Source organism: Pseudoalteromonas sp. MM17-2 (genome assembly GCF_022347945.1).
GTDB classification, from domain to species: Bacteria; Pseudomonadota; Gammaproteobacteria; order Enterobacterales; family Alteromonadaceae; genus Pseudoalteromonas; species Pseudoalteromonas ruthenica.
On sequence record NZ_JAKRFV010000008.1, the window covers coordinates 31,261 to 54,997 of the forward strand.

Genomic DNA, 23,737 nt, shown 5'->3' on the forward strand with positions numbered 1-23,737 from the left:
TAATAAACCAATGTGAGTTGGTTCTTTTGTGCCTGAAATATAACCCTCGACTCCCTACTTGATAGTTAAGCCGCTCAGCTATTTACCCACCTGTTTATCTCACGTTGTAGGTCAGACTTCAGTCTGACAATTTTGCCATCCTGCACCCGCCGTTTCCATTAAAGAGAAGTGATGATAAACCAACGAAAGTTGGTTTTTTTATGCCTGAAATATAATCCTCTACTCTCTATTTGATAGTTAAATCGCTCAGCTATTTATCCATCGGTCTACCCCACGTTGTAGGTCAGACTTCAGTCTGACTACTTCGTCGTCCTGCACCTGTTTCTGCTTTTATCTACCTTTTGTCTCACTGCGAAAATAGCGCACTAGCTGGGGTTGTGCTCTTGCTTGTTTGTCTCCTACCTATGCCAATAAACACCAGCTTCGCTCCATAGTTATTGCCTAGCGCAGGTTACAGCTCGTTCGCTTTGCTACGTTAAAGCTAAATTGGAATCATTAATCATCGACGATGTATTGTTAAAAAGGAATAAAGTATTCCTTTTTGTTGTTTGTTTTTATAATATTTTGATAGGATGAATTTAAGCCATTTATTTAATCTGTGACGGTTGCGCCCAATCGGCGCGCTATCAAGGTGATGCGGAGCATAACAATGACAAAAAACCCGGTATCGATAGTGTGTGCGTTAGTTTTAGGTTGTACCTTAGGTGCAGGGCACAGTGTTGCCCAACAAAGCAATTACGCCCCTTTTGTAAGTGATGTGCCTTTAGTTCAGCAACCTATGCTTAATCCTGAATTTTGGTTGCAACGCCAAAGTAACAGTAAACCGCTGATGTCGCAGTCGCAAATCCAAGCCTTCAATCGCAGCCTCATCAATAACAACCCTTACATTATCGATCCCTTAGCAATGCCTGATACGCTCTCTGCTAAGGCGTTACGCAGTTATATCAGTAACACCAGTAGTACGCCTTCAAGCCCTCGCTTTTATGTTGATGGCAAGCAACTTGAACGGGCCGATTTTGCGCGTTATCACGCCAATACCAATATTGATGCCGTGACTGATAGTAACCCGGTGCGCTTTGGACTGATTGTTGAGCGCGCCTCATTGCGTACCTTCCCAACCGCCGACAGGGTGTTAAACAGTGAAATGGATGCCGACTTAGACCGCTTTCAAGAAACCGGGGCGTTTCCGGCGGAGCCTGTCGCTGTATTGCATGAAAGTGCCGATGGTCAGTGGTATTTGGTGGCGGCTTATAACTATACTGCTTGGGTCAAACGCTCCGCAGTGGCGGTAGGTAATAAGAACCGTATCCGTACCTTCACTCAGGCTGATGACTTTATCGTAGTGACCGGTGATAAACTAGAAACCACTTATGTTCCTAATGAACCGCGTGTTTCCGAGGTACAATTGGATATGGGTGTGCGCTTGCCGCTAGCCCCTAAAGAGCAGGTTAAACACCTAACTCATGGGCAAAACAGCTTTGCCAGTTTTATTGTGATGTTGCCTGTGCGCAATGACGATGGCACCTTGGGTTTTGCTCAAGGTTTGATACCGCGCAGTGCCGATGTGCATTTAGGTTATTTGCCGCTCACTGCGCACCATTTAATAGCTCAAGGGTTTAAGTTTTTAGGTGAACGCTACGGCTGGGGGCATGACTATAATGCCCGTGACTGTACCGGCTTTGTCGGTGAAATTTACAAGGCCTTTGGCGTGTGGATGCCGCGAAATTCATCGTGGCAAGGTAAAACCGACTATGGCCACAACTGGCGCTTTGATAAAGACAGTACTGAGGCACAAAAGCGCGAGGTTATCGCGCAAATGCAGGTGGGCGATCTTATTTACATCCCTGGCCATGTGATGATGTATATAGGTTCATACCAAGGCCAACCTTATGTCATTCATGATGTGAAAGGTCTAGGTTATATCAAGCAAAATGGCGAGTTTTACGATGGCGAGCTCAATGGCGTGTCGGTAACGCCCCTATTACCCTTGCACCTAAATAGCACCACTTCTTACCTTGAGCGCACTTATGCGATTAAGCGCATTGCTCAAGGAGCAGAGCAATGATTATTCAGTCTGTGCGTTTTGCACGCTTATCGGTGCCCTTGCATACGCCATTTAAAACGGCGCTGCGCACGGTGACGCATATTGATGACCTAGTGCTGATTATTGACACTCGATGTGGCCGCCGAGGTTATGGTAGTGCACCCTCAACGCCTGTTATCACCGGCGACACCCATCAGTCGATACTCAGTGTTATCGAGCAGGTCCTTCAACATCAGCTTATTGGCCAGCACATACAAGATATCAATCGCTTATGTGATGACCTAGCGGCGGCAGTGGTGGGTAATTATTCCGCCAAAGCGGCGTGTGAAATCGCCCTCTATGATTTATGGAGCCAAAGTTTAGGTGTGCCGCTTTATCAGGCCCTGGGAGGGCACCAAAGTGAACTGAAAACCGATGTCACCATCAGCGTAGATAGCATAGATAAAATGCTCAGCGACTGTGATAAGGCACTGAGTAACGGTTTTGATGTGCTTAAAATTAAAATTGGCAACGAGCTTGAGCAAGACATTAAGCGGGTACAAGCCATCGCTGCTCATGTCGATAGCAAAGCATCTTTACGGTTAGATGTGAATCAAGGCTGGGATGCCAAGCAAAGCGTGCGTGCACTGCAAGCAATTGAAAGCCAAGGTATTGTACTGGAATTGGTTGAGCAACCCGTGCCAGCTCATGATATTGATGGCCTGTGCTACATCAGTGAGCGCGTGCAATCGAAGATTATGGCCGACGAAAGCGCCTTTTCTGCTAAACAAGTGCTTACCCTATTGGAGCGCGACGCCGTTGATATCATTAATATTAAATTGATGAAAAGTGGCGGTTTAAGCCGTGCAATTCGCATTGGTGAGGTTGCGGCAACTTATGACTGCCCGTGCATGATTGGCTGCATGCTAGAGGGCAGTATTGCGGTATCGGCAGCGGCTCACCTGGCTGCAGCAAAGACACGGCAAATTAGTCTCATTGATTTAGATGGTCCGGCTCTGGGGCAATATGACCCCATCCAGGGTGGGACGAGGTTTTCAGGCCCACTGATTAGCCTTAATCAAGCAGCCGGGCTTGGTATAGCGGCGATAGACGGCCTTATCGAACTAGCTGATGGAGTATGGCAATGAATAACACATTACTAAGTTTACTACTGCTAATAAGTACCTTAATGAGCGGTGGCGCCGCATCTAAGCCACAACCCATTACCCTGAACAACCAGCAATTGGTAGTGGTGGTAACTGACTCATGGACCGATATACAAGGCGACATGCTCTTATTTGAGCGCAGCGAACAAAAGCGCTGGCAGAGGGTGGGTGAGCCCAGTGCCGTGGTCATTGGTCGTACTGGATTGGCCTGGGGTCTAGGTTTGCACCTCGCACAACCAGGCCAACAAAAAGTCGAAGGCGATGGTAAAGCACCCGCCGGGATATTTGCTTTAGGTGAGGCCTTTGGTTACTTACCGTCGCTGAAAACCGGGCTTGAATACCAGGCCATGGATGCCGGCGATTACTGTATAGACGTTAAAGGCTCGCCTTATTATAACCAGCTGGTCAATACGCAGGAGGTGGGGAGTCAGGCCGTCGCAGGCTCATCTGAAGCCATGCGTCGAGATATACATAGCCAAGATGAGCTATACAAAAAAGGCGTTATCGTCGCGCATAACCCCGATAATATAGATGGGGCCGGCAGTTGTATCTTTATGCATTTATGGCGTGCCGCAGATAAGCCCACAGCAGGGTGTACGGCAATGGACGAGGCGAATATGGACCGTTTACTAGCCTGGCTCGATAAACGCAAACATCCGCTGATGGTGATTCTACCGCGTGTGGAATATGCTCTCAAACGTGCACACTGGCAACTGCCAGCACTGCCACGATAGGCGTATACGGTTATGAATGCGCATTATCAACCTCTGGATTGGCTGGTCTTTGCCGCCTATGCCTTACTTATCGGCGCCACCGCTTGGTGGTTTAACCGCAAAAAAGCCACCACTAGCTCAGAGTATTTTCTCGGTGGCAATGCGATGCCCACGTGGATGGTGGCTGTCTCGGTGTTGGCCACCTCGCAGTCGGCGGCGACCTTTATCGGCGGTCCAGACCAAGGTTATCAGGGGGATTTATCTTATTTAGCGACCAACATTGGCGCCTTTATCGCCGCTATCATTGTTGCCAAGTTGCTGATCCCGCGCTTTTATCGCTACCGAGTGTACACCGTGTACGAGTTGCTGGAGCAGCAAATTGGCCCCAAAGCCAAACGCAGTGCGGGCTTAATGTATTTATTTGGGCGCGTGTTTGCCAGTGGCGCGCGGCTGTATATGGCGGCCATTGCCGTGGCGATGATTCTTTATGGCAATATTGCCGCTAGCAGTGTGATCATGGCCACCTTAGTGCTGGTTTTGGTGGGCTTGCTGTACACGGTGTTTGGCGGCATCCGTACAGTGATCTACTCCGATGTGATTCAATGTGCCGTTTACACCGGCGCTGCCCTATGCGTCATTGTGAGTTTATGGCTGGCGATCCCAGCCGACTTCAGCACCGTGATTGAAGCGTTGCAAAACCCCGCCCCCGGGCAGCCTTCGAAGCTAGCACTGCTAAAGTTTGAACTCGATTTTAGTGCCAGCGGGGTATTTAATATATGGTCGGTGTTTACTGGCTTTGTGCTACTCAATATTGCCGCCTTTGGTCTTGACCAAGATATGACTCAGCGGGTGCTCACCTGTAAAGACGCTAAATCAGGTAGCCGTGCGATGCTATTGTCCATCGCCCTAGTGATCCCGGTGATGTTGCTGTTTATTATTATTGGTTTGCTGTTGTTTGTTTTCTACCAACGTCCAGACATTATGGCGCAAGGGATGGCTAGCCAAGGCGTGGGGCAGTTCCAAGGTGAGAAAATCACGGTGTTTATGCACTATGTACTTAACGAGATCCCCGCAGGTGTGAGGGGGTTGGTTACCATAGGTATTATTGCGGCGGCTATTTCTACGTTGAACTCTGGGCTAAGCTCAATGGCATCGGTATTAGTGCAAGATTTATATAAACCTTGGCGGCAAAAACGCAAACCAGATCAACACGATAGTCACTATGTGGTGGCCGGACGCTGGGCCATGTTAGTGGTGTCTCTGGCGTTGGGAGGGATGGCGGTTATTTGCTATTTTTGGCAGCAATACTCGCAAATGCCGTTATTAAAATTTGCCCTCAGCGTCATGGTGTTTTCTTATTCCGGATTATTAGGGGTGTACATTAATTCGGTGTTTTTCCATCGTGGTAGCGAGTCATCAGTGTTAGCGGCACTGGTTATTGGCTTTGTCGCCACCTTATTGATGCAGCCTTATGTGCAAGCGGCGCTATTGCCAAGCGCTTGGCACTTTAACCTCGGATTTACTTGGCAGTTGTGTTTAGGCACCTTACTTGCCACGTTAGTGTGTGCTTTGGGTCGCCCCAATAGGCGGAGCAGCCATGAATAACTATGTGTTAGCCGTCGATGGCGGCGGCAGTAAAACCGCCCTAGCTGTATTTAATCGCAATGGCGAAGTGATTGCTTCTGAGCAAGGCGCGGGGAGCTCATTGAGTTACGATTTACAGTTGAGCTGTGAGCGCATGGTGCAGCAAGTGGCAAGCATTATGAACACTACAGCCATACCGGCGCACCATACCCAGTGTATAATAGGTGTTGCTGGCGCTGGGAATCCGTATAATCGAGCCGCATTGCTGCAGCGTTTAGAGACATTCGCTTTTGCTGATACCCGTGTGACCTCGGATGCCGTGACCGCTGCCCTGGGCGCTAATTTAGGTGCGCCGGTGGCTTGCGTGGCATTAGGGACCGGCTCAGTGGGGGCGCGTTTAGATAGCCATGGCCAGTTACAGCTCGTCGGCGGCTGGGGATTTACACTGGGCGATGGTGGCAGCGGAGCGCGATTAGGGGCCATGGCGGTACAAGCACTGATGCAGGCAATCGACAGGCAGCAGCCGCTACATGGGCTGATAGCTACTATAGCTAACGAGGTGGGGCAGACCCGGGCCGAAATCAGTGCTTGGGTGCGCGAAGCCACAGCCAAGGAGTTTGCCACACTCAGCGAGCGAGTATGGCCGCACGCTAATCATTGCCCCATTGCTACCCAGATCCTTGCTCGGCATAAAAGCGCGGTGCTGCAGCTTATTGCTGATACTCGCCAAGATACTGAGCTGCCGGTGATGCTACTGGGTGGACTGGCAAACAAAAGCAAGCAGTTACTAAGCGACAGCGAACAACGAATTATTATGCCAGCACGCGGCAATGCCTTAGATGGCGCCTGGGTGCTGGCAACACAGAATATACAAGTGGAATAACTACATGAGTTTACTGGATGATCAACGATCGAAATTATTACATGAGCTAAATAGTATCGTGTCCGAAGGGCAAAACCCTGAGACCCTCGATATCGATTTATTAGCGACAGACGATATCTTGTATAAGCTCAATGATGAAGACCATAAGGTTGCGCCAGCAGTACGTGCCATTATCCCGGATATTGCTAAAGCCGTGGACGCGATTGTACATGCTTTTAGCAAAGGGGCGCGGCTGATCTACATTGGTGCGGGCACCAGCGGTCGGTTAGGTATTCTTGATGCATCCGAATGTCCGCCGACATTCAGTGTTGACCCCAGCCAGGTGGTGGGCATTATTGCCGGTGGCGCCAAAGCGATTCAAACCGCTGTCGAAGGAGCCGAGGATAATGCCGAGCAAGCCATCGCCGACCTTAAAGCGCATAACCTGTGCGCCGACGATGTGTTAGTGGGTATTGCCGCCAGTGGCCGTACTCCCTATGTGGTATCAGCACTGAATTATGCCCGGCAATTAGGGTGTGTGACAGCGGGGATCAGCTGCTCGCCCAATGCCCCAGTCCTTGAGGCCGCACAGATCCCATTGGGGGCAATCGTGGGCCCAGAAGCGCTTGCCGGTTCGACTCGACTGAAATCAGGCTCGGCACAAAAGCTTATTCTTAACATGTTAACGACAGCAAGTATGATCCGCAGCGGCAAGGTGTATCGCAACCTGATGGTCGATGTTAATGCCAGTAATGACAAGCTTAAAGCGCGCGCGGTACGCATTGTCATGCAGGCGACAGAGTGCACCGCAGAGCAGGCGGCTGAAGCCTTGATGCGCAGCGAGCACAGCGCCAAACTCGCGATTTTGATGCTGCTCAGCGGCGTTGATGCGCGCCAAGGTAAAAGCATGTTAGCCAAGCAACAAGGCTTTTTACGTGCCGCCGTGCAAGGTAAAGGTCATGATTAGAGCGTTGGCGCTGATACTGGCCTGCACCGCCGCGCTTATGGGCTGCGCGCAGACACACAAGGAGGACGGCGCAATTCGCGTGGGCGCTGAACAATACGGCAAATATGCTCCCTTACTTGCAGGCAAGCGTGTTGGCCTAGTGGTTAATCAAACCTCGCGGGTACAAGGCAGCCACTTGGTTGACTTTTTGCTGGCGCAGCAGGTGAATGTAACCACTATTTTCGCGCCTGAGCACGGCTTTCGTGGCGGTCATGATGCCGGAGCCCATGTGCAATCTGGCGTAGATGCACGTACCGGTATCCCCATCGTTTCCATTTATGGCGCCAATAAGCAGCCTGCTGCGCAAGAGATGGCAGACATCGACGTGGTGGTGTTTGATATTCAAGATGTCGGGGTGCGATTTTACACCTATATCAGCTCCATGCACTATATGATGCAGGCCAGTGCTGATGCAGGGGCTGAGTTTATTGTTTTAGACCGGCCGAACCCGAATATTGCCTATGTTGATGGGCCCATTCTTGACCCTGACTTTCGCTCCTTTGTGGGTATGCATCCTATTCCCATTTTACATGGTATGACTGTGGGCGAGTTAGCACAGATGATTTTAGGAGAGGGCTGGCTGAACAGTGATGCGCAGCTACAGCTTAGTGTGGTGCCGGTGGCGCACTATAATCGCACTATGAAGTATTCGTTGCCCCTCAAGCCGAGTCCTAATTTGCCTAACGACCAAGCCGTTGGTTTGTATCCATCATTGTGTTTTTTCGAGGCGACCCCGGTGAGCATCGGCCGAGGCACCGACTTCCCATTTCAAGTGATGGGCCATGACAGTGTCGCTTTAGGCGATTTTGCTTTTCGCCCCCGTAGCATTGTTGGCGCGGCGGCATCACCGAAGTTACAGGGTCAGCTCGTCAAAGGCGTCGACTTGCGACAAAGCTCTGTGCGTGGTTTGGATTTGACGTGGTTGATTAGCGCTCAGCGGCAATTTGCGCAAGCGCAGCAGGTGCTATTTACCCGCCCTGACTTTATGGACAAACTTGCCGGTACCGATAAGTTACGTCAGGCCATTACTGAGGGGCACAGTAGCGAACAAATAAAGCAAAGTTGGCAGCAACCCTTGCAGCAGTTTAAACGCCAGCGTGCTCCATACCTACTTTATCCTTGAATTTATTGCATATTCGTTGAGTTCTTGTACCTTTTTTAGGTTGTGCATGATACACAGTTGTTGGCAAACAATAACAAGGGATCAATCATGCCTAAACACTTTCTATTATCCATGGCCGCCGTTACCACGGCGCCCGTGTTCGCGGCGCAATGTGATTTGGCTGGGCCGCAGTCACCGCGCGATATTAACCTTAGCGAGGGAAGGAATCCGGTGCACTTTGCATCAGCTCCTAACTATAATGAGCTCAACCTTTGTAATATCCATTTCCATAAAAATGCTGAGCATCGCGCCGCTGCCTTTTCGGTGAGCGCTCACTCCAGCCCAACGAACACTGGCTATCAGTGCCAATTGAGTAAAGCGCTTGCTGAGCACGAAGAAAAGCCATTGCTTACGCCGGCCTGTCATAATCTACAAAGTGGCGATACCATTGAGGTGCATTGGGTGTATAGTTCGGCGCGGGTTTCACCAGGGCCAGGCTTGGGTAGTTGCGTCAGTACCGCTAGCGTCAACCCCGATTTGCGCGTTGAAGCCCAAGTCTTCACCTTGGTGAATGACACCGGCGCCTTAAACTTTACCGAGATGACGCGCATCGTCCAGCGTCAAGGCCGTTACCAGAGTAATGAAATTCCACACGACAGTGGCGAGCCGGTGCGCTACCTCGGGTCCACCACTGGGCCCAGTTATTCGCAACAGCAATGCTCGCCTTATCAGGTCAGTTGGTCGGTGCGTCCGGATTGTCGCAAGCTTGATATTCATAGCTTGGCTAAGTGGTGTGAGGACAATCCCTTTAACGAGCATCAGGCGCACGGGGTGCGCCAACTCGTGATTGATGCGCAGCAGTTGTCAACGATTGATGATTAACTTTCGCGGAACGCTTTAACCACATCGTTAGAGTGTTCCAGCAACTTACGCCCTGGACGTGTGGCTTGCGTCAACGCGATAAAGACAATATCGATAACAAAGTCTTGCGCGGTACGCGCCAAAATCGACGATAAGCGAATAGACTCTTCCTCAGCGACGGAGTAAAGATTAACGGTGGCGCAATCGGCCACTGGGTTGGCGCCAAATTTAGTGACGGCGATCACCGGGCAGCCATTGGCTTTGGCCTGACTGGCTGCTTCTGCTACTTCGCGGGTTTTCCCGGACTCACTGATGGCGACGACTAAATCGTCTTTGCCTAGGGTTGATACGTAGGCCAGCTGTGCATGACCATCGGCATCGGCGATAGCGGCAATGCCGAGCTTTTGCAATTTAAAGGCAAAGTCTTTGGCCACCAATGCCGAGCCACCGAGGCCACATAAAGCCACACGCTTTGCGTTTTTTAACAAGCTGACTGCTTGCTCAACCGCTTCAGCCTCATTGAGGTTTTTAGTTTCACTCAGGACCGCCATTTTACTGCTGAGCAGCTTTTCTGCTATTTGCTCTAGGCTATCATTTAGGGTGATTTTACCGTGCAGCTTGGGTGCGGGTGTCTCGGTATTTAGGGCATCAATTACCGCGAGCTTAAAGGCCGGAAAGCCTTTATAGCCGAGCTTTTGAGCAAACTTCACAACGCTGGACTGACTAACACCAACCACCTTGGCCAGTTCAATAGAAGAGAGATCGCGAATGGCATTAGCAGAATTAAGGGTAAAGTCTGCTAATTTTGCTTCGCTGCTAGAAAACGATTTACGCAGTGCTTTGATTTTTACAAATGTCGACATAAGAAGGTACTTTATTGTTAGATTATATTGGTGCAAATGAGCGCTTATGGGCTCATCGAATGCACACTTACAACGACGTTAATTACAGTGTAACCCGATATTCCTACGCAAAGGAATAAATAATTTGATATACACTAGTACCTATATCTTTACTTTGGCAACCGTAAAAACGGCCATAACCGAACATAATTTTAAGTCTTGAATATTATTTTCGTCTATTTTTAATTGAGTGAAATAAAGTATTATTATACTGTGGTCATTATTTGTATTAACCCAGTGCCTAGGAACAGGCGTGCAGCAACAACATAATGTAGGCTGATATGAATTTTCGATACTTTGATACGCCAATGCGAACGTGCTTAGTGCTGCTAATGTGCATGGCTTCCCTTAGTTGCGTTAACCACTACCCCATGAAGCCGTCACACAATTATTCAAAACGCATTAAGTTTTTGGTGATGCATTATACCGCCATTGATTATCAAAAGTCGGAGCGGGTGCTGGTTGATGAAGGCGGGCTCAGTGCCCATTATCTGGTGCCACAAAGTGGCGATGCGAGTTATCAACGCAGTGAGCTTGAAGTGGTGCAGTTGGTGGCTGAGCAAGATAGAGCTTGGCATGCCGGTAACAGTTTTTGGCAAGGTCGCAGCGATTTAAACGATCATTCTATTGGTATTGAAGTGGTGAATGTACCGCGCTGTGCTGCGGCTGAGCGCACCGTCAAGGCCGCAGCGGGGCAGGAACAAAAGCTATGCATGTACCCCGATTACGATCCACAACAGGTGCAGTTATTGATTGCCCTGAGCCAAGATATTCTTGCCCGTAATCCAGATATTGGACCAACACAAGTTGTCGGTCACTCCGATATTGCGCCTGGGCGTAAAAGCGACCCAGGCCCGCGCTTCCCCTGGTATCAATTATATAAAGCCGGCGTCGGCGCTTGGTACAAACAAGCGGATGTCGAGCATTATTGGCAGCACTTCAGTACCGCAGCGCCGACGACCGCCTTGATGCAGCAAGCACTGCGTGATTATGGCTATGGTATTGACGTTAGCGGCCAGCTAGATAGAAAAACGGTAGCAGTTATCAAAGCCTTCCAGGCTCACTTTCTGCCGTGGCAAGTGGATGGCCAAGCGGATGGCAAAACGGCAGCGGTGTTGTTTGCCTTATTACACCGCTATAAGCCGGATAAAGCCCAAGCACGTTTTCGTGACTATCAGGCCTTGAATACAGCGCAGCCAGCACCCAGTAAACCTTTGGGTCATGAGCAGCTATTGGCGAGCTATCCCGCAAAGGCGCTGAGCTCGCGCAAAGATGTTAACAACAAGTACCGCTTTAAGGCGTACCAAGGCCGTGGCGAGATCATTATTGATAACGTGAATGCCGTTGCTGCTGAGCTTGTCGTCAATGGTCAAACTCTGAATATCGCAAAGCCGCTAACGGCGGATACCCAATACCGTTATTCGCTTAGTAAGCGCACCCGCACCGGGGTGAATAGTTTGCATATTAAGTCGGTAACACCAGAAGATGCGCAACTGCATATTCGTATTCCTGCGCCGGTGTTAACGCAGCGCCCGACACCTAAACGTTTCGAACAGGTTGACGCGCTGATTAATGCTGAAATTGAGCAAGGGTTTCCAGGTGCTGTGTTGGCGGTCGTGCACCAAGGGGAGTTGGTTAAGCTTTCGGCTTACGGTGATGCGCGTAAATATCATGATGGCGGCGAGATGATGGCCACATCGCAGCCCATGCAAACCGATACCTTGTTTGATATTGCCTCGAACACGAAAATGTTTGCCACCAACCTGGCGTTGATGCATTTGGTATCGCAAGGGCACTTGGATGTCTCATTACCGGTGAGTTTTTATGTGCCCGAATATCGCGGTCAAGGGCGGGAGTTACGGCTAGTCAGTGATTTACTTGAGCACAGCGCTGGCTACCCCGCCGTGGTGGACTTTCACCGTCGTGATAACCAGCTTGGCGAGCAGTTCTATTCGATTAGTAGCGATTGGACCAAGCAGCTTATTGTCCAAGGAGTGCCTTTCACGGCGATGCGTAAGCAACGCCACCTGTACAGTGATATTGACTATATGTTGTTAGGGTTGCTGGTGGAGCGCATCAGCGGTATGCCCTTAGATGCATATGTTGAAAGCCGGCTCTATGCGCCCCTTGGGATCACCTCAATGATGTTTAACCCGCTGCAAAAAGGGGTGTTAGCACAGCGTATTGCAGCCACCGAAATTCAGGGAAATACGCGGGGTGGGCGGGTGCACTTCGAGGGCGTGCGCGATTACGTATTACAAGGTGAGGTGCATGATGAAAAAGCTTTCTACTCACTTGCTGGGGTCGCAGGCCATGCTGGGCTATTCGCCGATGCCAAAAGCCTAGCGCAATTGTGTCAGCTACTGCTTAATCGCGGCACTTACGGTGAAAAACAGCTATTTACTGCGTCGGTGCTGGATCAGTTTACTAAACCGAGTAGGAGCGACGAAAGTTATGGCTTGGGTTGGCGCCGAGCGGGAAATGGCGCGCGTAAATGGCTCTTTGGCCCTTATGCCAGTGCGCAAGCGTATGGACACACTGGCTGGACAGGCACAGTGACGGTTATCGACCCAGAGTATGATTTAGCCATAGTACTACTGACCAACGCCCGGCATAGCCCGGTGATGGGCACTGAGCAGCAGTATCAATTTGAGGGTAAACAGTTTGAGACCGGTCAATATGGTTCGGTGGTCACTCGCGTTTACGAGGCTATACTTGGATTGTAGTGAACTTCAACGACTAACACAGGATGCCCCTGCCAGGGCACCTGACCCAAATGGCATCGTTTAGGTGCCATTTTCTTTTTCCGCCAGTGCTGCAGTCATTTGCTAATTCAATACATTCGTTATTAAATAACTGGCCAATTATTTTACTTACCCAAGGAAGAGATATGCCGATTAGGATTGCATGTAAGTCCAGTCTGTTCGCTATTTATGAGCAGCGTGAGCTGGAGATAGGATGACTAAACTTTCACACTGGCTGTTATTAATGTTGCCGCTGTTCGCGCATGGCGCAGAGCTGCGCCCCTTTGCCACTGATGGTTGTAGCTTGTTCCCCGATGGTACCCTAACAAACAGCGTTAAGTGGCAGCATTGTTGTATTAGCCATGACTTGGCCTATTGGCAGGGTGGAACTCAGACGCAGCGCGATGCCGCCGATGCTGCATTAGCGCAGTGTGTGCGCGATTTAGATGAGCCTGCAATCGCTACCTTGATGCATATCGGTGTTCAGATCGGTGGTGGGCCACTTTATCCAACTTGGTATCGCTGGGGCTATGGCTGGCCTTATGCTCGCAGCTATGGAGCATTAACGATTGACGAACAACAGCAGGTGCAAAAGCGATTGGCAGAGTTAGTGCCTGACTCACTACCTAAAGCTCCCTCCGATGAGGAGCGACCATGACAGAAAAATTCGCACGACACTTGGGGATTGTTCTGGGCGCTCTGTATGGTCTCGGCTTTCGGCTGTTATGGGAAGTAGAAGCGCTACAATCACTGGGTAGTTTGGTGACCCTGTCGTTTATGTTCTTAGTCCCCTTTGTGATCGGGTTTATTCGTATTTATTGTCAATGTAGGGTCTCTCCTTCGCTGTCTTATACAAAAATGATTACCCTAGCATGGCAGCCTATTTTTGTATTTTTAGTGGTCAGTGTCTTGACCTTACTGGAAGGCAGTATTTGCGTGGCCATGGCGTTACCCGCGTTTATGCTATGCGCGAGCCTAGGCGGATTGGCGGCAGGGTTATGTGTGCGCTTCTTGATGCATCGTAAAAAGCGTGGCGCCTTATTCAGCATCGTCGTTTTACCTGTGATTGTTGCCCCGCTAGAGTTGCACTTTTTAACTCGTTCAGCCACCTATGTGATTGAAGACAGTATTGATATTAACGCTCCAGCAGCAGCGGTTTGGCGACAACTGGCAACGGTATCAACGATTGAGAGTAATGAGTTACCCACCACCTTCGCATCACTCATTGGCGTACCTAAGCCCATCGCCGCTGATATGTCTGGTCAAGGTGTGGGCGCTGTGCGTACCAGTCACTGGCAAAAGCAGGTGCAATTTAATGAAGTGATCACTTCATGGGTCGAAAATCAGCAAATGACCTATCGTTTTGATATTGACCCAGAGCGTATCCCTGATAACGCCTTGGATAAACATGTCAAACTTGGTGGCAAGTACTTTGCCCCACTTGATGGTGGTTATTTTATAGAAGTACTTGATAGTAAAAGAAGTCGTTTAACGTTACGAACTCGCGTCGAAGACAACACTCATTTTGGCCTGTATTCGCGCCTATGGGGAAAAGTCATTTTTCATGATTTTCATACTTCATTGCTACAGCTTATGAAAACCAGAGCGCAAGCTGATGTTGCTGAACAGCAAAGCTAAAAAAAGCGCCGCAGGCGGCGCTTTAAGTGGTTGCTGGGGGGAGCTTAGAACTCGACTTTGACCGACAGTTGAACTCTTCGAGGGCTATAGTATTGGCGCGGCTCGGCGAAGTTTTCGTCATCAAAATAGGGATTGTTGTTATACCCAGTTTGACGGTCAAAAACATTGAAAATATCGGCGCGAAATTGCATCGCCACATCGTTATACACCGTGAATTCTTGAGTGTAATTGAGGTCTAACTGCCAGTGGCTGGCGCTACGACGACTGCCGGCGGGCTCGGCATAGCGGCTGGTATCGCTAGCATAACCGTAGGGGGTGCCATGCCACTTTTCCCAAGGCTTACCGGATTGAAACACAAAATAGGCACCGACGTTCGCATCCCACGGGGTGGTGTAATAGCCGTAGACTTTGAATAAGTGTGGCTTATCCCCGGCTAGGGTGCCATAGCGGTAATCCCAAGGGTAACGGCCGCGACCGTCACCATAAAATGACGAACCGACGAAGTTATTGGCATCGTTGGTCGCTGTGGTGTTGTCTTGGTCAAAGTTACCGTAGTAATGACTCCACACATAGGAGGCGTTGACATAGGTGTTATCGCCCATGTATTCAGCTTCAAGACTGGCTTCCCAGTATTTGGTTTCGCCTCCGGGTACTTCGGCGATAACATAAGAAGAGCCACCAATTTCCTCGCGAATGGCATCGAGGTTATCAATGAAGAGTCCTTGCTCGGCGATATCGGCAGGAATGCCTGGCACATCAAGGCCACTGTAATCGGTTAATCTGGCGTTATTGGGCATATCTTCCCAAAAGTGCATGCCTCGGCGGTGACGCACATGGGCGCGTACCACCAAGTCACTGCCAATGTATTTGGTTGTGCCCATGGTGAACTCATTAATACGCCGTGGTTTTAAGCCTTTCTCGAACGCTTTACCTGATGAGCCACCGCGTGGCTCGGCATAAATAATATTGCCATTGCTATCGAATTCGATTTCTTGCTCGCCACGGGTATTACGGTCCCACGATGCAGCACGAGCCAGTGAGCTAGTATCGGGGTTATACATGGCAAAGTTGGCAAATACCGAGTCTTCGCCTGCATAATTCCAAGTGACGCCGAGGCGAGGTTGCACCATATCGGCCCAGTCGGTCTGGTACATTTGATATTTATTACCCGGGGCTAATTCATACCCAGAAACCGTTCCTGATTTTGCTCTTAACCCTTGGCCATAGTAGGTATCTTGGCTGAACATAACGCCAATGTTGTAGGTCCAATTGCCGATTTCAATGGTATCGTTAATTTCAAAGTTAAGGGTTTCGGTGCTCGAGATAATAGATGGCACCGTGTCGCCTTGGTTATCAACTAGGCTCATTTGCTCAACGAAGGCGCGGTAAATCACCGGTGTGCTACTGCCTTGCTCTAAGCTTTCGTCCAAGCCGCCAACGTATTCAATACGGCCCCAACCATTTGATAAGCGAGTGAGCACTTCCTCACCTTCAGACCATTGGCCACCGAAGTGCAGAGTGTGATAGCTGTCGCCCCAACTAAATTCATGGTCGAGGGCGAGCTCGAAGGAGTCGCGGTAGAAGTCTTGGCTATCATAGCGATAATACGCACCAACACCGCCGCCGCCTTTTTTGACGCCATTTTCGCTGTATCCATATTGTTCAATAAGCGTATTCGCGGCACTATTAAAAGCGGCTATTTGCTCTGCGGTGTAGCCTGAGTCAGCATCCAGTGGTGTGGGGACACTAAAGTAACCCATTTGCTCAAGGTTATTGATATCGAGTTGCGCCGATAGCGAAGGCTGCACACTAAGCTCAGTATCAGGGCGTGAGCCGCTTTCTAGCTCAAATTTACTGTATTGAAACGAGAGAGTGGTGGCCGAGCCGACCAGCCACGAGCCATCAACAGTGAAAATATCTTGGTCGGTTTGCCCACCCACCGAGACGCTGTCGGCTTCAAACTGACCGATGGAGTCGCCCTCAAGGGTTTTCTCTGACATCCGCTGCGAGATATTAAACAGCAAGTCGTCGGTAGGCGCCCAGGTCAGCTTGCCAAAGTACTCATCGCGCACGCTCTTATAATTTTTTACCTCGCCATAAGCAGTGCCCTTGTTGCTGCGCTCTTCCTCCGGGCGGTAGTAAGAAGTGTAGAAATACAGTGTATCTTCAATCAGCGGGCCGCCTAGGCTGGCGGTCAGCCAGCTTTTATCAAGCTCATAACTTTCCTCACCAACAGGGCTCGCTACGAGGCTTTTGGGCTGCACTTTATATTCTACGCCACCGCGAAATTCGTCGGTGCCAGATTTGGACACGGTATTGATAGCAAAGCCTCCGGAGCGGTTAAAATCCACAGCCTTAGCGCCGCCGCGATCCATGGTTACGTACTCAATATCATGCGTCGAGGGCTCGGAGGCGAGGTTGCCGAACATCGGCAATGAGACATTGACGCCGTCGAAACCATAAGAGTTATCGACCCCAGACCCGCCAGCTGAGGGGCCAAGGATGGAGTTTTCAGAAAGCTCGACACCGGGAACCAATTTCAGTAGATCGCGATAATCTTGGCCGATGGGGACGCCTTCAATGGCGCTTTCTCCTAAGGAGTTGGTCAACGATGAATTACCCTGGCGGTATAGCCGACTGCCAGTAACGGTGATCACTTCGGTGTTGCTGCCGGTCATGCTCAGCGCCACATCCACCTTTGAGGTTTGCTCCAAGAGCACTTGTACCGTCATACGCTGACTGGCACCGTCTTTATTGGTAAAGGTCAGCTCGTAAGTACCCGGTTTGAGTTGCGGGAGATCATAGCTACCATCTGCTCGGGTTACGGCTCGTCGCGGTTTCGGCATGACGTTACTGGTGGCGATGACCGTGACTCCGGCCATGGACTGGTCGGTTTGCTCGGCAATCACCTTGCCTTTGATGCCACCGGTGAGCGCCGCCAGCGCTGGGGCGCTAACAAAGGCTGCAGCGATTAAAGTGGAGGTGAGTGCCGTTTTTGGTGCGCGCAGCGCCAGGCCAGTAGCCTGTGTTAACGCGCTAAGGCTAAACCCGGATGTGATCTGTTTCATTGTATCCCCGTCCTTATAATAAATTATTTATCGGTTGGACTTTTTACCCTGTGATGTATAAGAGCAACGTCAAATGTTGCTTAACTATTAAACAAGTGTTGCCATCATTAATCAAGAATAAAATTTTCTAACTATTCTTTAAAGTAAAAATAAAATATATAAAAGGAGTCGCGCTTAAGCACCTGAGATGCCCCTAGGCTTCTGTAGGTTATCTAGATAAAAGTTATAAGTATGAATTGATTAGAGCCAAGTAGGCTTGGCTCTAAGGCTATAACCAAGAGGGCAGGGAGTCCATGGCAATAAGAGTATCGTAATCGATACGCTCGCGAATAATACTGTATTGATCATCCTTTACCAGTACTTCTGGAGCATTAAGGCGGGAATTGTAATGTGAGGCCATCACTGCACCATAGGCGCCTGCGCCCATAATCGCTACCAAATCGCCACTTTGGCACTGGCCAATGGTGCGGCCTTTAGCAAAAGTGTCCCCTGTTTCACACACCGGACCGACAATATCATAGGTGACCTTCTGCGTTTGCTCGGTGACCGTGACAATGTGATGATAGGCATCGTACATACTGGGGCGAATAAGGTCATTCATGGCCGCATCTAAGATTAAAAAGTGACGTTGTTGTCCGGTTTTCACATACTCAACACGTGACACCAACACCCCGGCATTGCCAAGTATTGAACGTCCCGGCTCGACGATAATTTTGCAACCAAGATGGGCTAAATGGGCTTTGGCAAAGCTAGCATAGGTGGTGATATCTGGCTCTTGGGGTTGCTCTCCATAGTTGATCCCGAGCCCGCCGCCAATATCGATGACCTGAATATCAATACCGTGATGCTGCAAGCTTGTCACCAGGTCAGCAACTTTACTAAAAGCCTGGTCAAACGGGGTCAGCTCGGTTAACTGTGAGCCGATATGTACGTCAACACCACTCACCTCGATGCCCGGCAGGCTAGCGGCCCGTTTATACAGTGCAGGAGCTAAGTCGATGGCGATACCGAATTTATTCTCGGCCATTCCCGTGGTGATTTTGGCATGGGTCTTGGCTTCAACATCCGGGTTAACACGAATCGAGACCCGCGCGCGTTTGCCCATGCTTTGCGCTTGTTCGCTGATGCGCATCAGCTCCGGTTCGGATTCTACGTTGAACTGTAAAATGTCCTGTGCCAAAGCGTAGCGTATTTCGGCAACACTTTTGCCGACGCCGGCAAAGACGATTTTATCAGCGCTGATCCCGGCGGCTAGGGCACGCCTTATTTCGCCTTCAGAAACGGTGTCGGCACCGGCGCCTAAACGCGCTAAGGTCGCTAATATTGCCTGATTGGAGTTGGCTTTTACGGCATAACAAATTAAGCTATCCAACCCTGCAAATGCGTCACTGTAGCACTGGTAATTGCTGGCAATCGCTTTACTGGAATAACAGTAAAAGGGCGTTGGCACCTGCTGAGCAAGCGCTTCTATAGCAAGGCCTTCGACTTGCATTTGCTGACCCACGTAGGGGAAGTAGGGAAGTGGATGCATAACTAAAAAATTACAGTAAATTTTAAATTAATTGAATAATCTATGCTCATTTGCAAGACTATTCAAGCTTTATAAGAACAAGGATAACAACATGTCTTGGTATTCCATTTTGCCGCCATTGATTGCCATTGCAATCGTATTCTGGCGCAAAGAGGTCATAATGGCGCTGTTAGTCGCTGTGGCCTCTTCGGAGTTTTTGCTTGCACTCCAGGGTGACGGTAACACACTTTTCTTCACTTTTATTAATACTATAGAACGTGTGGTGGCAACGGCGTCCTCTGCGGGGAATAGTCGCGTGCTGTTATTCAGTATTCTTATCGGTGCACTGCTTGCCTACATTCGCGAGTCTGGCGGGGTGGCGGCAACCGTAAACCTGTTAATAGGCAAAGGGGTGGCAAAGTCAAAGCGGCAGGTGGGCTTTTTAACGATGTTTTCCGGTATTGCCGTGTTTATCGAGTCAAACCTCAGTGTCTTAACTGCGGGGATCCTTTCACGCGGGCTATTCGATAAATTTAAAATGAGCCGAGCGCGTCTGGCCTATATTATTGATAGCACCAGTGCCCCAGTGTGTATCTTAATCCTGCTTAATGGCTGGGGCGCTTATGTGCTTGGGCTATTAGAAAACTATGAGCTGGAGCAGTCTGCGGTGTCTATCTTATGGGGCAGCATTGGTTATAACTTTTATGCCATTATCGCCTTATTGATCGTGGCCTACACTATCGCCTTCGATAAGGTACACGGACCAATGAAAGTGGCTGAGCAAAAGCTGGAGCGCCTAGAGGTTAACGAAACAGCTGACAAAGGCACCAAAGCACGCTTTATGTTGGTGCCCTTGGCGACATTGATTATTTCTATGGTGGGCTTTATGTTCTGGACTGGTAATGGTGATATTGCCAGCGGCAGCGGCTCGAAATCAGTGTTGTATGCGACTATTTTAGCCTGTGTTGTTGCTTATTTCTTACTCAGTACAAGCCGCCAATTCAGCCATCACCAATTGGTGGACATGGGCTTTAAAGGCATGGGCGAGCTATTGCCATTGGTGGCCATAGTGTTGCTATCGATGACCTTGGGCGCGAGTTTAAAAGAGCTCGGTACAGGGGTGTTTGTTGCTTCATTGGTAGGCGATTACCTGCCGTTGGTATTGGTGGTGCCAATGCTGTTTGTAACCGGCGCGGTGATCTCCTTTACCACCGGCACCTCGTGGGGCACCTTTGCTATTTTAATACCCATAGGTGTACCGCTGATCCAAGCGTTAGGATTACCGCCTTCATTGGTGATAGCCGCTATTTTAGGAGGGGGCGTGTTCGGCGATCACTGCTCGCCAATTTCTGATACTAGTGCGGTGTCTGCCATTGCTTCGGGCTCCGATCTGCTCACTCACGTAAAAACGCAAATGCCTTACGCTTTATTCGGCGGCGCGTTAACCTTTATTGCTTACCTATTGGTGAGTTTCATCGTTATTTAACAACTAGGCCCATAGCCGGTGACTGTGGGCCAGTGTTTATCCATAAGTGATAGTACTTTGCTCGCAGCGCTTGCTATAATCGCTGTGTTTTTATATCTGTGGTTGCCCTTATGAAGTTACAGCAAATCGATAAAGCGCGTTATAGAAAGCATTTAAACCGAGTTTTAGCTGCCTGTATTGGTGCCTTGGTCTTGGGGAGTCTCGGCATTGCGCGATTACTGATTATCGCTTTTCCCAGTGCATCCGGCAGTCATTTTCACTGGAATTTGCTCGGCGTGATTATCACCTGTGTGGCTATTTCCTTGGTGCTTAAACGTGTGCAGCACCACCCGTATTTGCGAGAAGTGCTGTATGTATGGCATTTAAAACAGGCGCTGAATCAGATCACGCGCCGCCTGCGTAAAATTAAGGCGGCGGCGGAGCAAGGCAATGTCGAGGCCATGCATGCCTTGCAATTCAGTTATTCTGGTTCGCGCCAGCTTTGGCAACTTGACGATAACACCATCACCATGGATGAATTAGCACTGGAGCAGGCCAAACTTGACACCTTAGCCGAACGTTACCAAGTTGAGCCCAGCGCGGAGCGTTATCACAGCAGCACCCTTAAGCAATTTTAAGCTTGGCTAAGCACACTTAGGTGTGCCCGCTTGGCCTACCTTGCGAAGCGCTAATAGTAGTGCGTTAATAACTGCACACAGTGCCCAAATAGCCCACCAAGGGGTATCCCAAACAAAGGTATAGCGCAGCAAAGCCAGTACCGCGAAATAGCTGATCACCGAATACTGTAACCACAGGCCAAACTGGTGGCTGAAATGCGTTGGCGCATAAAGCACAGCTTTGCGGCCAAGGTGTAAGCTAGCAACTGCCAAGAGCGCGACCACCAGACCCACTATCACAAATGATAACCACACCATCCACTGCGCCCAGTCGATGACTTGTGCTGATTTGGCCGGCCCCGACCATAGTGCATCCCAACTAACAGTAATGATCAGTGCCGCACTCAGTAATTTGGGGTCTATACTAGGGGCGTGCTCGCTATTACCGCGATACTCACTGAGCAAGTAATAACCTACAAATATGAATGCGATAATTCCGACAATTGGAGTGAGTAAGGGGACTTGCTGCACGCTAAAATAAGCCGCGAGGTAACCAAGCATAGGAAACACCGTATGTGTTAGTGTGACCCCCGCTATCCAAGTGAATACGCTGCGCCGACTGGTGAGTTGCTTGGCTTGGGTTAGGGTGGCGATGGCTACATCAGCACCAATTCCTAAGCCCATGAGCAGACTTGCTAATACAAAAGCTTCTATGGGTGTGCCCATCACTCACTCTCCTGAACAGTGGGCGTGCGGGCTTCATCGCGTCGCTGAGCATGCTCCCAGTCTAGGCGCATATCCCATACGTACCGATGTTGCTCTTCGAGTGGCGCCTGGGATTCATCTACTTGCTGTAATACGTTAGTAGCCTTGGCAATGGTTGCATCACGGCCAAATAAATAGCTCTGCTCAGCAACAATTGTGCGATACGCTTTATTTAGGTCCAGTGCTCGCCGTGGTGAGGGAGTGATCAACTCGTAAATGCTGTCGATGGCTGTCACCTTAGCTTTATTCACACTGCCATCTGAGTTGAACCAACGTCGCAGCATTTCTTTGTTCTGTCGGAACTCATCGCCACCTCCCACTCGTTGAAGGTAAGTTAAAAACTCGCCTTGGGTTTCACCAATATTGGGTGCATCGTGCATACTTGCCAAGTTTATATAGCCCCAACCTTCTCGCCCTGTGACTTTGCGTGGAAAGGAAAAGGTTTGATCAAACGTCGCTCCCACGGTTTTATGGCAGCCATTGCAAAATGCCATTTCCTGAATGTCTTGGTGGCGTAGTTGCCCTTGCTCATCTTCGATATAGCCATTGATGGTCCACCCAAACATATTATTAATGCCTTTATCACCCAATGGTCGAGTGCGTGGCAGTTTCTCGAAGTGCTTCTCTTTCGCCTCACTGTAATAGAAAGAGGCCAAGCGTGCTTTTGATTTAAAGTTGTGTTTGCGCATGTAGCGTACTTCTTTCATGCGTGGTGCATTATAAATACGCCCTTGTGGGTCCACGCCAATGTAACGCACGGTGTGTAAAAACTCAGTCTCTTGAGGGTAGAGCTGGTAAGCCAATTCGATATCTTGGGCATCGCCTAAGTAGTGACTGCGTTTGCTAATAGCTTGTACTTGCTTTTCGAGCCGGTTGTTGCCGTTAAGATCTACACCGATCGCTTGCTCGGAGATAGAAGGCGTACTCAATTGCTCTAAGCCCTTAATGGCCATCTCCACTAAGCTGAGGTTGGCAATGTATACATCTTGATTATATTGCCCGTTAAGTTCACGAAAGGGGGCACCAAGGCGGATCATCACATCACCGGTGGAGCCGTTGGTGGGCCAAAAGGTGCTAGGGAAGGGCTTGTAATTAAACGCAACCCAGTGGCTCTTGTCGCGAGCAAAACCAAGCTCATCAAAGGCTTGCTGCGGATAAGCAAGGTTTTGAATATGCGCTATTTCACCTTGCCACTCGCTGTCTGCCTGCAGTTTTTCAATAAATGGCGAATAGTTATCTTCGTTAATCCACTGCTTTATTTCTTCATCGGAAATAGATGCGATCATCTCACTGCGGTCAATAAATAAATTACGCCAATGATTCTTCATTCCCAAATCCGAGAACTGGTATTCACCTTGCAGATTACCATCATTCATTTGGTTCGGACGTTTGCTGTCTTGGCGGTCTGTCTGATGACAGGCGTAGCAAGGGTTATGTTTACCTTGTGTTTTAGTGTAGCACTGCGGCGGGATCACCGACTCAGGGTTATACACTGCACCATGCTTTAAATAAGCGGTTGCAGGAATTTGCTCTGTGGGCTGGTAGGCAAAGTCTGCGCTCTCACTGGTAGTTGTAGTCGTTAATAATGGTTGCGTACGCTGTTGTTCCGAGCATGCACACAGCAAAACAGCCAGTGCAAGGGCCAGCGCCGAGTTAAGTTTCATCATAATGGCACACCGATGGGAAGTTATAGGTAAATGAGGGGGCAGCC

The 23,737-nt window shown here is 49.7% G+C and carries 18 protein-coding genes; 13 read left to right on the forward strand and 5 right to left on the reverse strand.

Annotated elements, in window-relative coordinates:
- The first annotated feature begins 649 nt into the window (after positions 1 to 649).
- From MHM93_RS08785 to MHM93_RS08820, 8 genes are all read left to right on the forward strand, one after another.
- Complete coding sequence (locus MHM93_RS08785; protein WP_239448716.1) at positions 650 to 2,065, forward strand: SH3 domain-containing protein; 1,416 nt, start codon at positions 650 to 652, stop codon at positions 2,063 to 2,065.
- Positions 2,062 to 3,171 (forward strand): dipeptide epimerase, encoded by a 1,110-nt coding sequence (locus tag MHM93_RS08790; RefSeq protein ID WP_239448718.1) that lies wholly within the window; start codon positions 2,062 to 2,064, stop codon positions 3,169 to 3,171. The genes MHM93_RS08785 and MHM93_RS08790 overlap by 4 nt, the downstream gene beginning before the upstream one ends.
- Positions 3,168 to 3,923 carry a L,D-transpeptidase family protein gene (locus MHM93_RS08795; RefSeq protein WP_239448720.1) on the forward strand — a complete coding sequence of 252 codons (756 nt, stop codon included), beginning with the start codon at positions 3,168 to 3,170 and terminating at the stop codon, positions 3,921 to 3,923. The genes MHM93_RS08790 and MHM93_RS08795 overlap by 4 nt, the downstream gene beginning before the upstream one ends.
- 12 nt (positions 3,924 to 3,935) lie before the next feature.
- The gene (locus MHM93_RS08800) at positions 3,936 to 5,507 is read left to right on the forward strand and encodes a sodium:solute symporter (RefSeq protein ID WP_239448721.1); all 1,572 of its coding nucleotides are present in this window, start codon (positions 3,936 to 3,938) and stop codon (positions 5,505 to 5,507) included.
- Positions 5,500 to 6,369, forward strand: coding sequence for a BadF/BadG/BcrA/BcrD ATPase family protein (locus MHM93_RS08805; protein ID WP_239448723.1), 870 nt, complete (start codon positions 5,500 to 5,502; stop codon positions 6,367 to 6,369). The genes MHM93_RS08800 and MHM93_RS08805 overlap by 8 nt, the downstream gene beginning before the upstream one ends.
- A gap of 4 nt (positions 6,370 to 6,373) precedes the next feature.
- Complete coding sequence (murQ, locus tag MHM93_RS08810; protein WP_239448725.1) at positions 6,374 to 7,315, forward strand: N-acetylmuramic acid 6-phosphate etherase; 942 nt, start codon at positions 6,374 to 6,376, stop codon at positions 7,313 to 7,315.
- 37 nt (positions 7,316 to 7,352) lie between these two features.
- Complete coding sequence (locus MHM93_RS08815; protein WP_239448832.1) at positions 7,353 to 8,477, forward strand: DUF1343 domain-containing protein; 1,125 nt, start codon at positions 7,353 to 7,355, stop codon at positions 8,475 to 8,477.
- A gap of 87 nt (positions 8,478 to 8,564) precedes the next feature.
- Positions 8,565 to 9,338, forward strand: coding sequence for a delta-class carbonic anhydrase (locus MHM93_RS08820; protein ID WP_239448727.1), 774 nt, complete (start codon positions 8,565 to 8,567; stop codon positions 9,336 to 9,338).
- Here the strand turns inward: MHM93_RS08820 and MHM93_RS08825 are convergent.
- A complete protein-coding gene (locus MHM93_RS08825) occupies positions 9,335 to 10,180 on the reverse strand; it encodes an SIS domain-containing protein (RefSeq protein WP_022946440.1) in 846 nt (281 codons plus the stop codon). The genes MHM93_RS08820 and MHM93_RS08825 overlap by 4 nt on opposite strands.
- Before the next feature lie 410 nt (positions 10,181 to 10,590).
- On the opposite strand from MHM93_RS08825, the gene pbp4b reads away from it, so the two are divergent.
- The 3 genes from pbp4b (at position 10,591) to MHM93_RS08840 (ending at position 14,601) form a co-directional block, all read left to right on the forward strand.
- Complete coding sequence (pbp4b, locus tag MHM93_RS08830) at positions 10,591 to 12,945, forward strand: penicillin binding protein PBP4B (protein WP_239448729.1); 2,355 nt, start codon at positions 10,591 to 10,593, stop codon at positions 12,943 to 12,945.
- Positions 12,946 to 13,177: 232 nt separating this feature from the next.
- The gene (locus tag MHM93_RS08835; RefSeq protein WP_239448731.1) at positions 13,178 to 13,621 is read left to right on the forward strand and encodes a hypothetical protein; all 444 of its coding nucleotides are present in this window, start codon (positions 13,178 to 13,180) and stop codon (positions 13,619 to 13,621) included.
- On the forward strand, positions 13,618 to 14,601 hold the full coding sequence (locus MHM93_RS08840) for a hypothetical protein (RefSeq protein ID WP_239448733.1): 984 nt from the start codon (positions 13,618 to 13,620) through the stop codon (positions 14,599 to 14,601). The genes MHM93_RS08835 and MHM93_RS08840 overlap by 4 nt, the downstream gene beginning before the upstream one ends.
- A 44-nt stretch (positions 14,602 to 14,645) precedes the next feature.
- Here the strand turns inward: MHM93_RS08840 and MHM93_RS08845 are convergent, their stop codons facing one another.
- Positions 14,646 to 17,669 (reverse strand): carboxypeptidase regulatory-like domain-containing protein, encoded by a 3,024-nt coding sequence (locus MHM93_RS08845; protein WP_239448735.1) that lies wholly within the window; start codon positions 17,667 to 17,669, stop codon positions 14,646 to 14,648.
- Positions 17,670 to 17,937: 268 nt separating this feature from the next.
- Positions 17,938 to 19,200 carry a diaminopimelate decarboxylase gene (gene lysA, locus MHM93_RS08850; RefSeq protein WP_239448737.1) on the reverse strand — a complete coding sequence of 421 codons (1,263 nt, stop codon included), beginning with the start codon at positions 19,198 to 19,200 and terminating at the stop codon, positions 17,938 to 17,940.
- 91 nt (positions 19,201 to 19,291) lie between these two features.
- Here lysA and MHM93_RS08855 point away from each other — a divergent pair, with 91 nt between their 5' ends.
- On the forward strand, positions 19,292 to 20,665 hold the full coding sequence (locus MHM93_RS08855) for a Na+/H+ antiporter NhaC family protein (RefSeq protein ID WP_239448739.1): 1,374 nt from the start codon (positions 19,292 to 19,294) through the stop codon (positions 20,663 to 20,665).
- A 110-nt stretch (positions 20,666 to 20,775) separates the two neighbouring features.
- Positions 20,776 to 21,282: a DUF3087 domain-containing protein gene (locus MHM93_RS08860; protein WP_239448741.1), complete on the forward strand. Its 507-nt coding sequence runs from the start codon at positions 20,776 to 20,778 to the stop codon at positions 21,280 to 21,282.
- A gap of 6 nt (positions 21,283 to 21,288) precedes the next feature.
- Here the strand turns inward: MHM93_RS08860 and MHM93_RS08865 are convergent, their stop codons facing one another.
- Positions 21,289 to 21,987 (reverse strand): manganese efflux pump, encoded by a 699-nt coding sequence (locus tag MHM93_RS08865; protein ID WP_239448742.1) that lies wholly within the window; start codon positions 21,985 to 21,987, stop codon positions 21,289 to 21,291.
- Complete coding sequence (locus MHM93_RS08870; RefSeq protein ID WP_239448833.1) at positions 21,987 to 23,690, reverse strand: hypothetical protein; 1,704 nt, start codon at positions 23,688 to 23,690, stop codon at positions 21,987 to 21,989. The genes MHM93_RS08865 and MHM93_RS08870 overlap by 1 nt, the downstream gene beginning before the upstream one ends.
- Positions 23,691 to 23,737 lie beyond the last annotated feature (47 nt).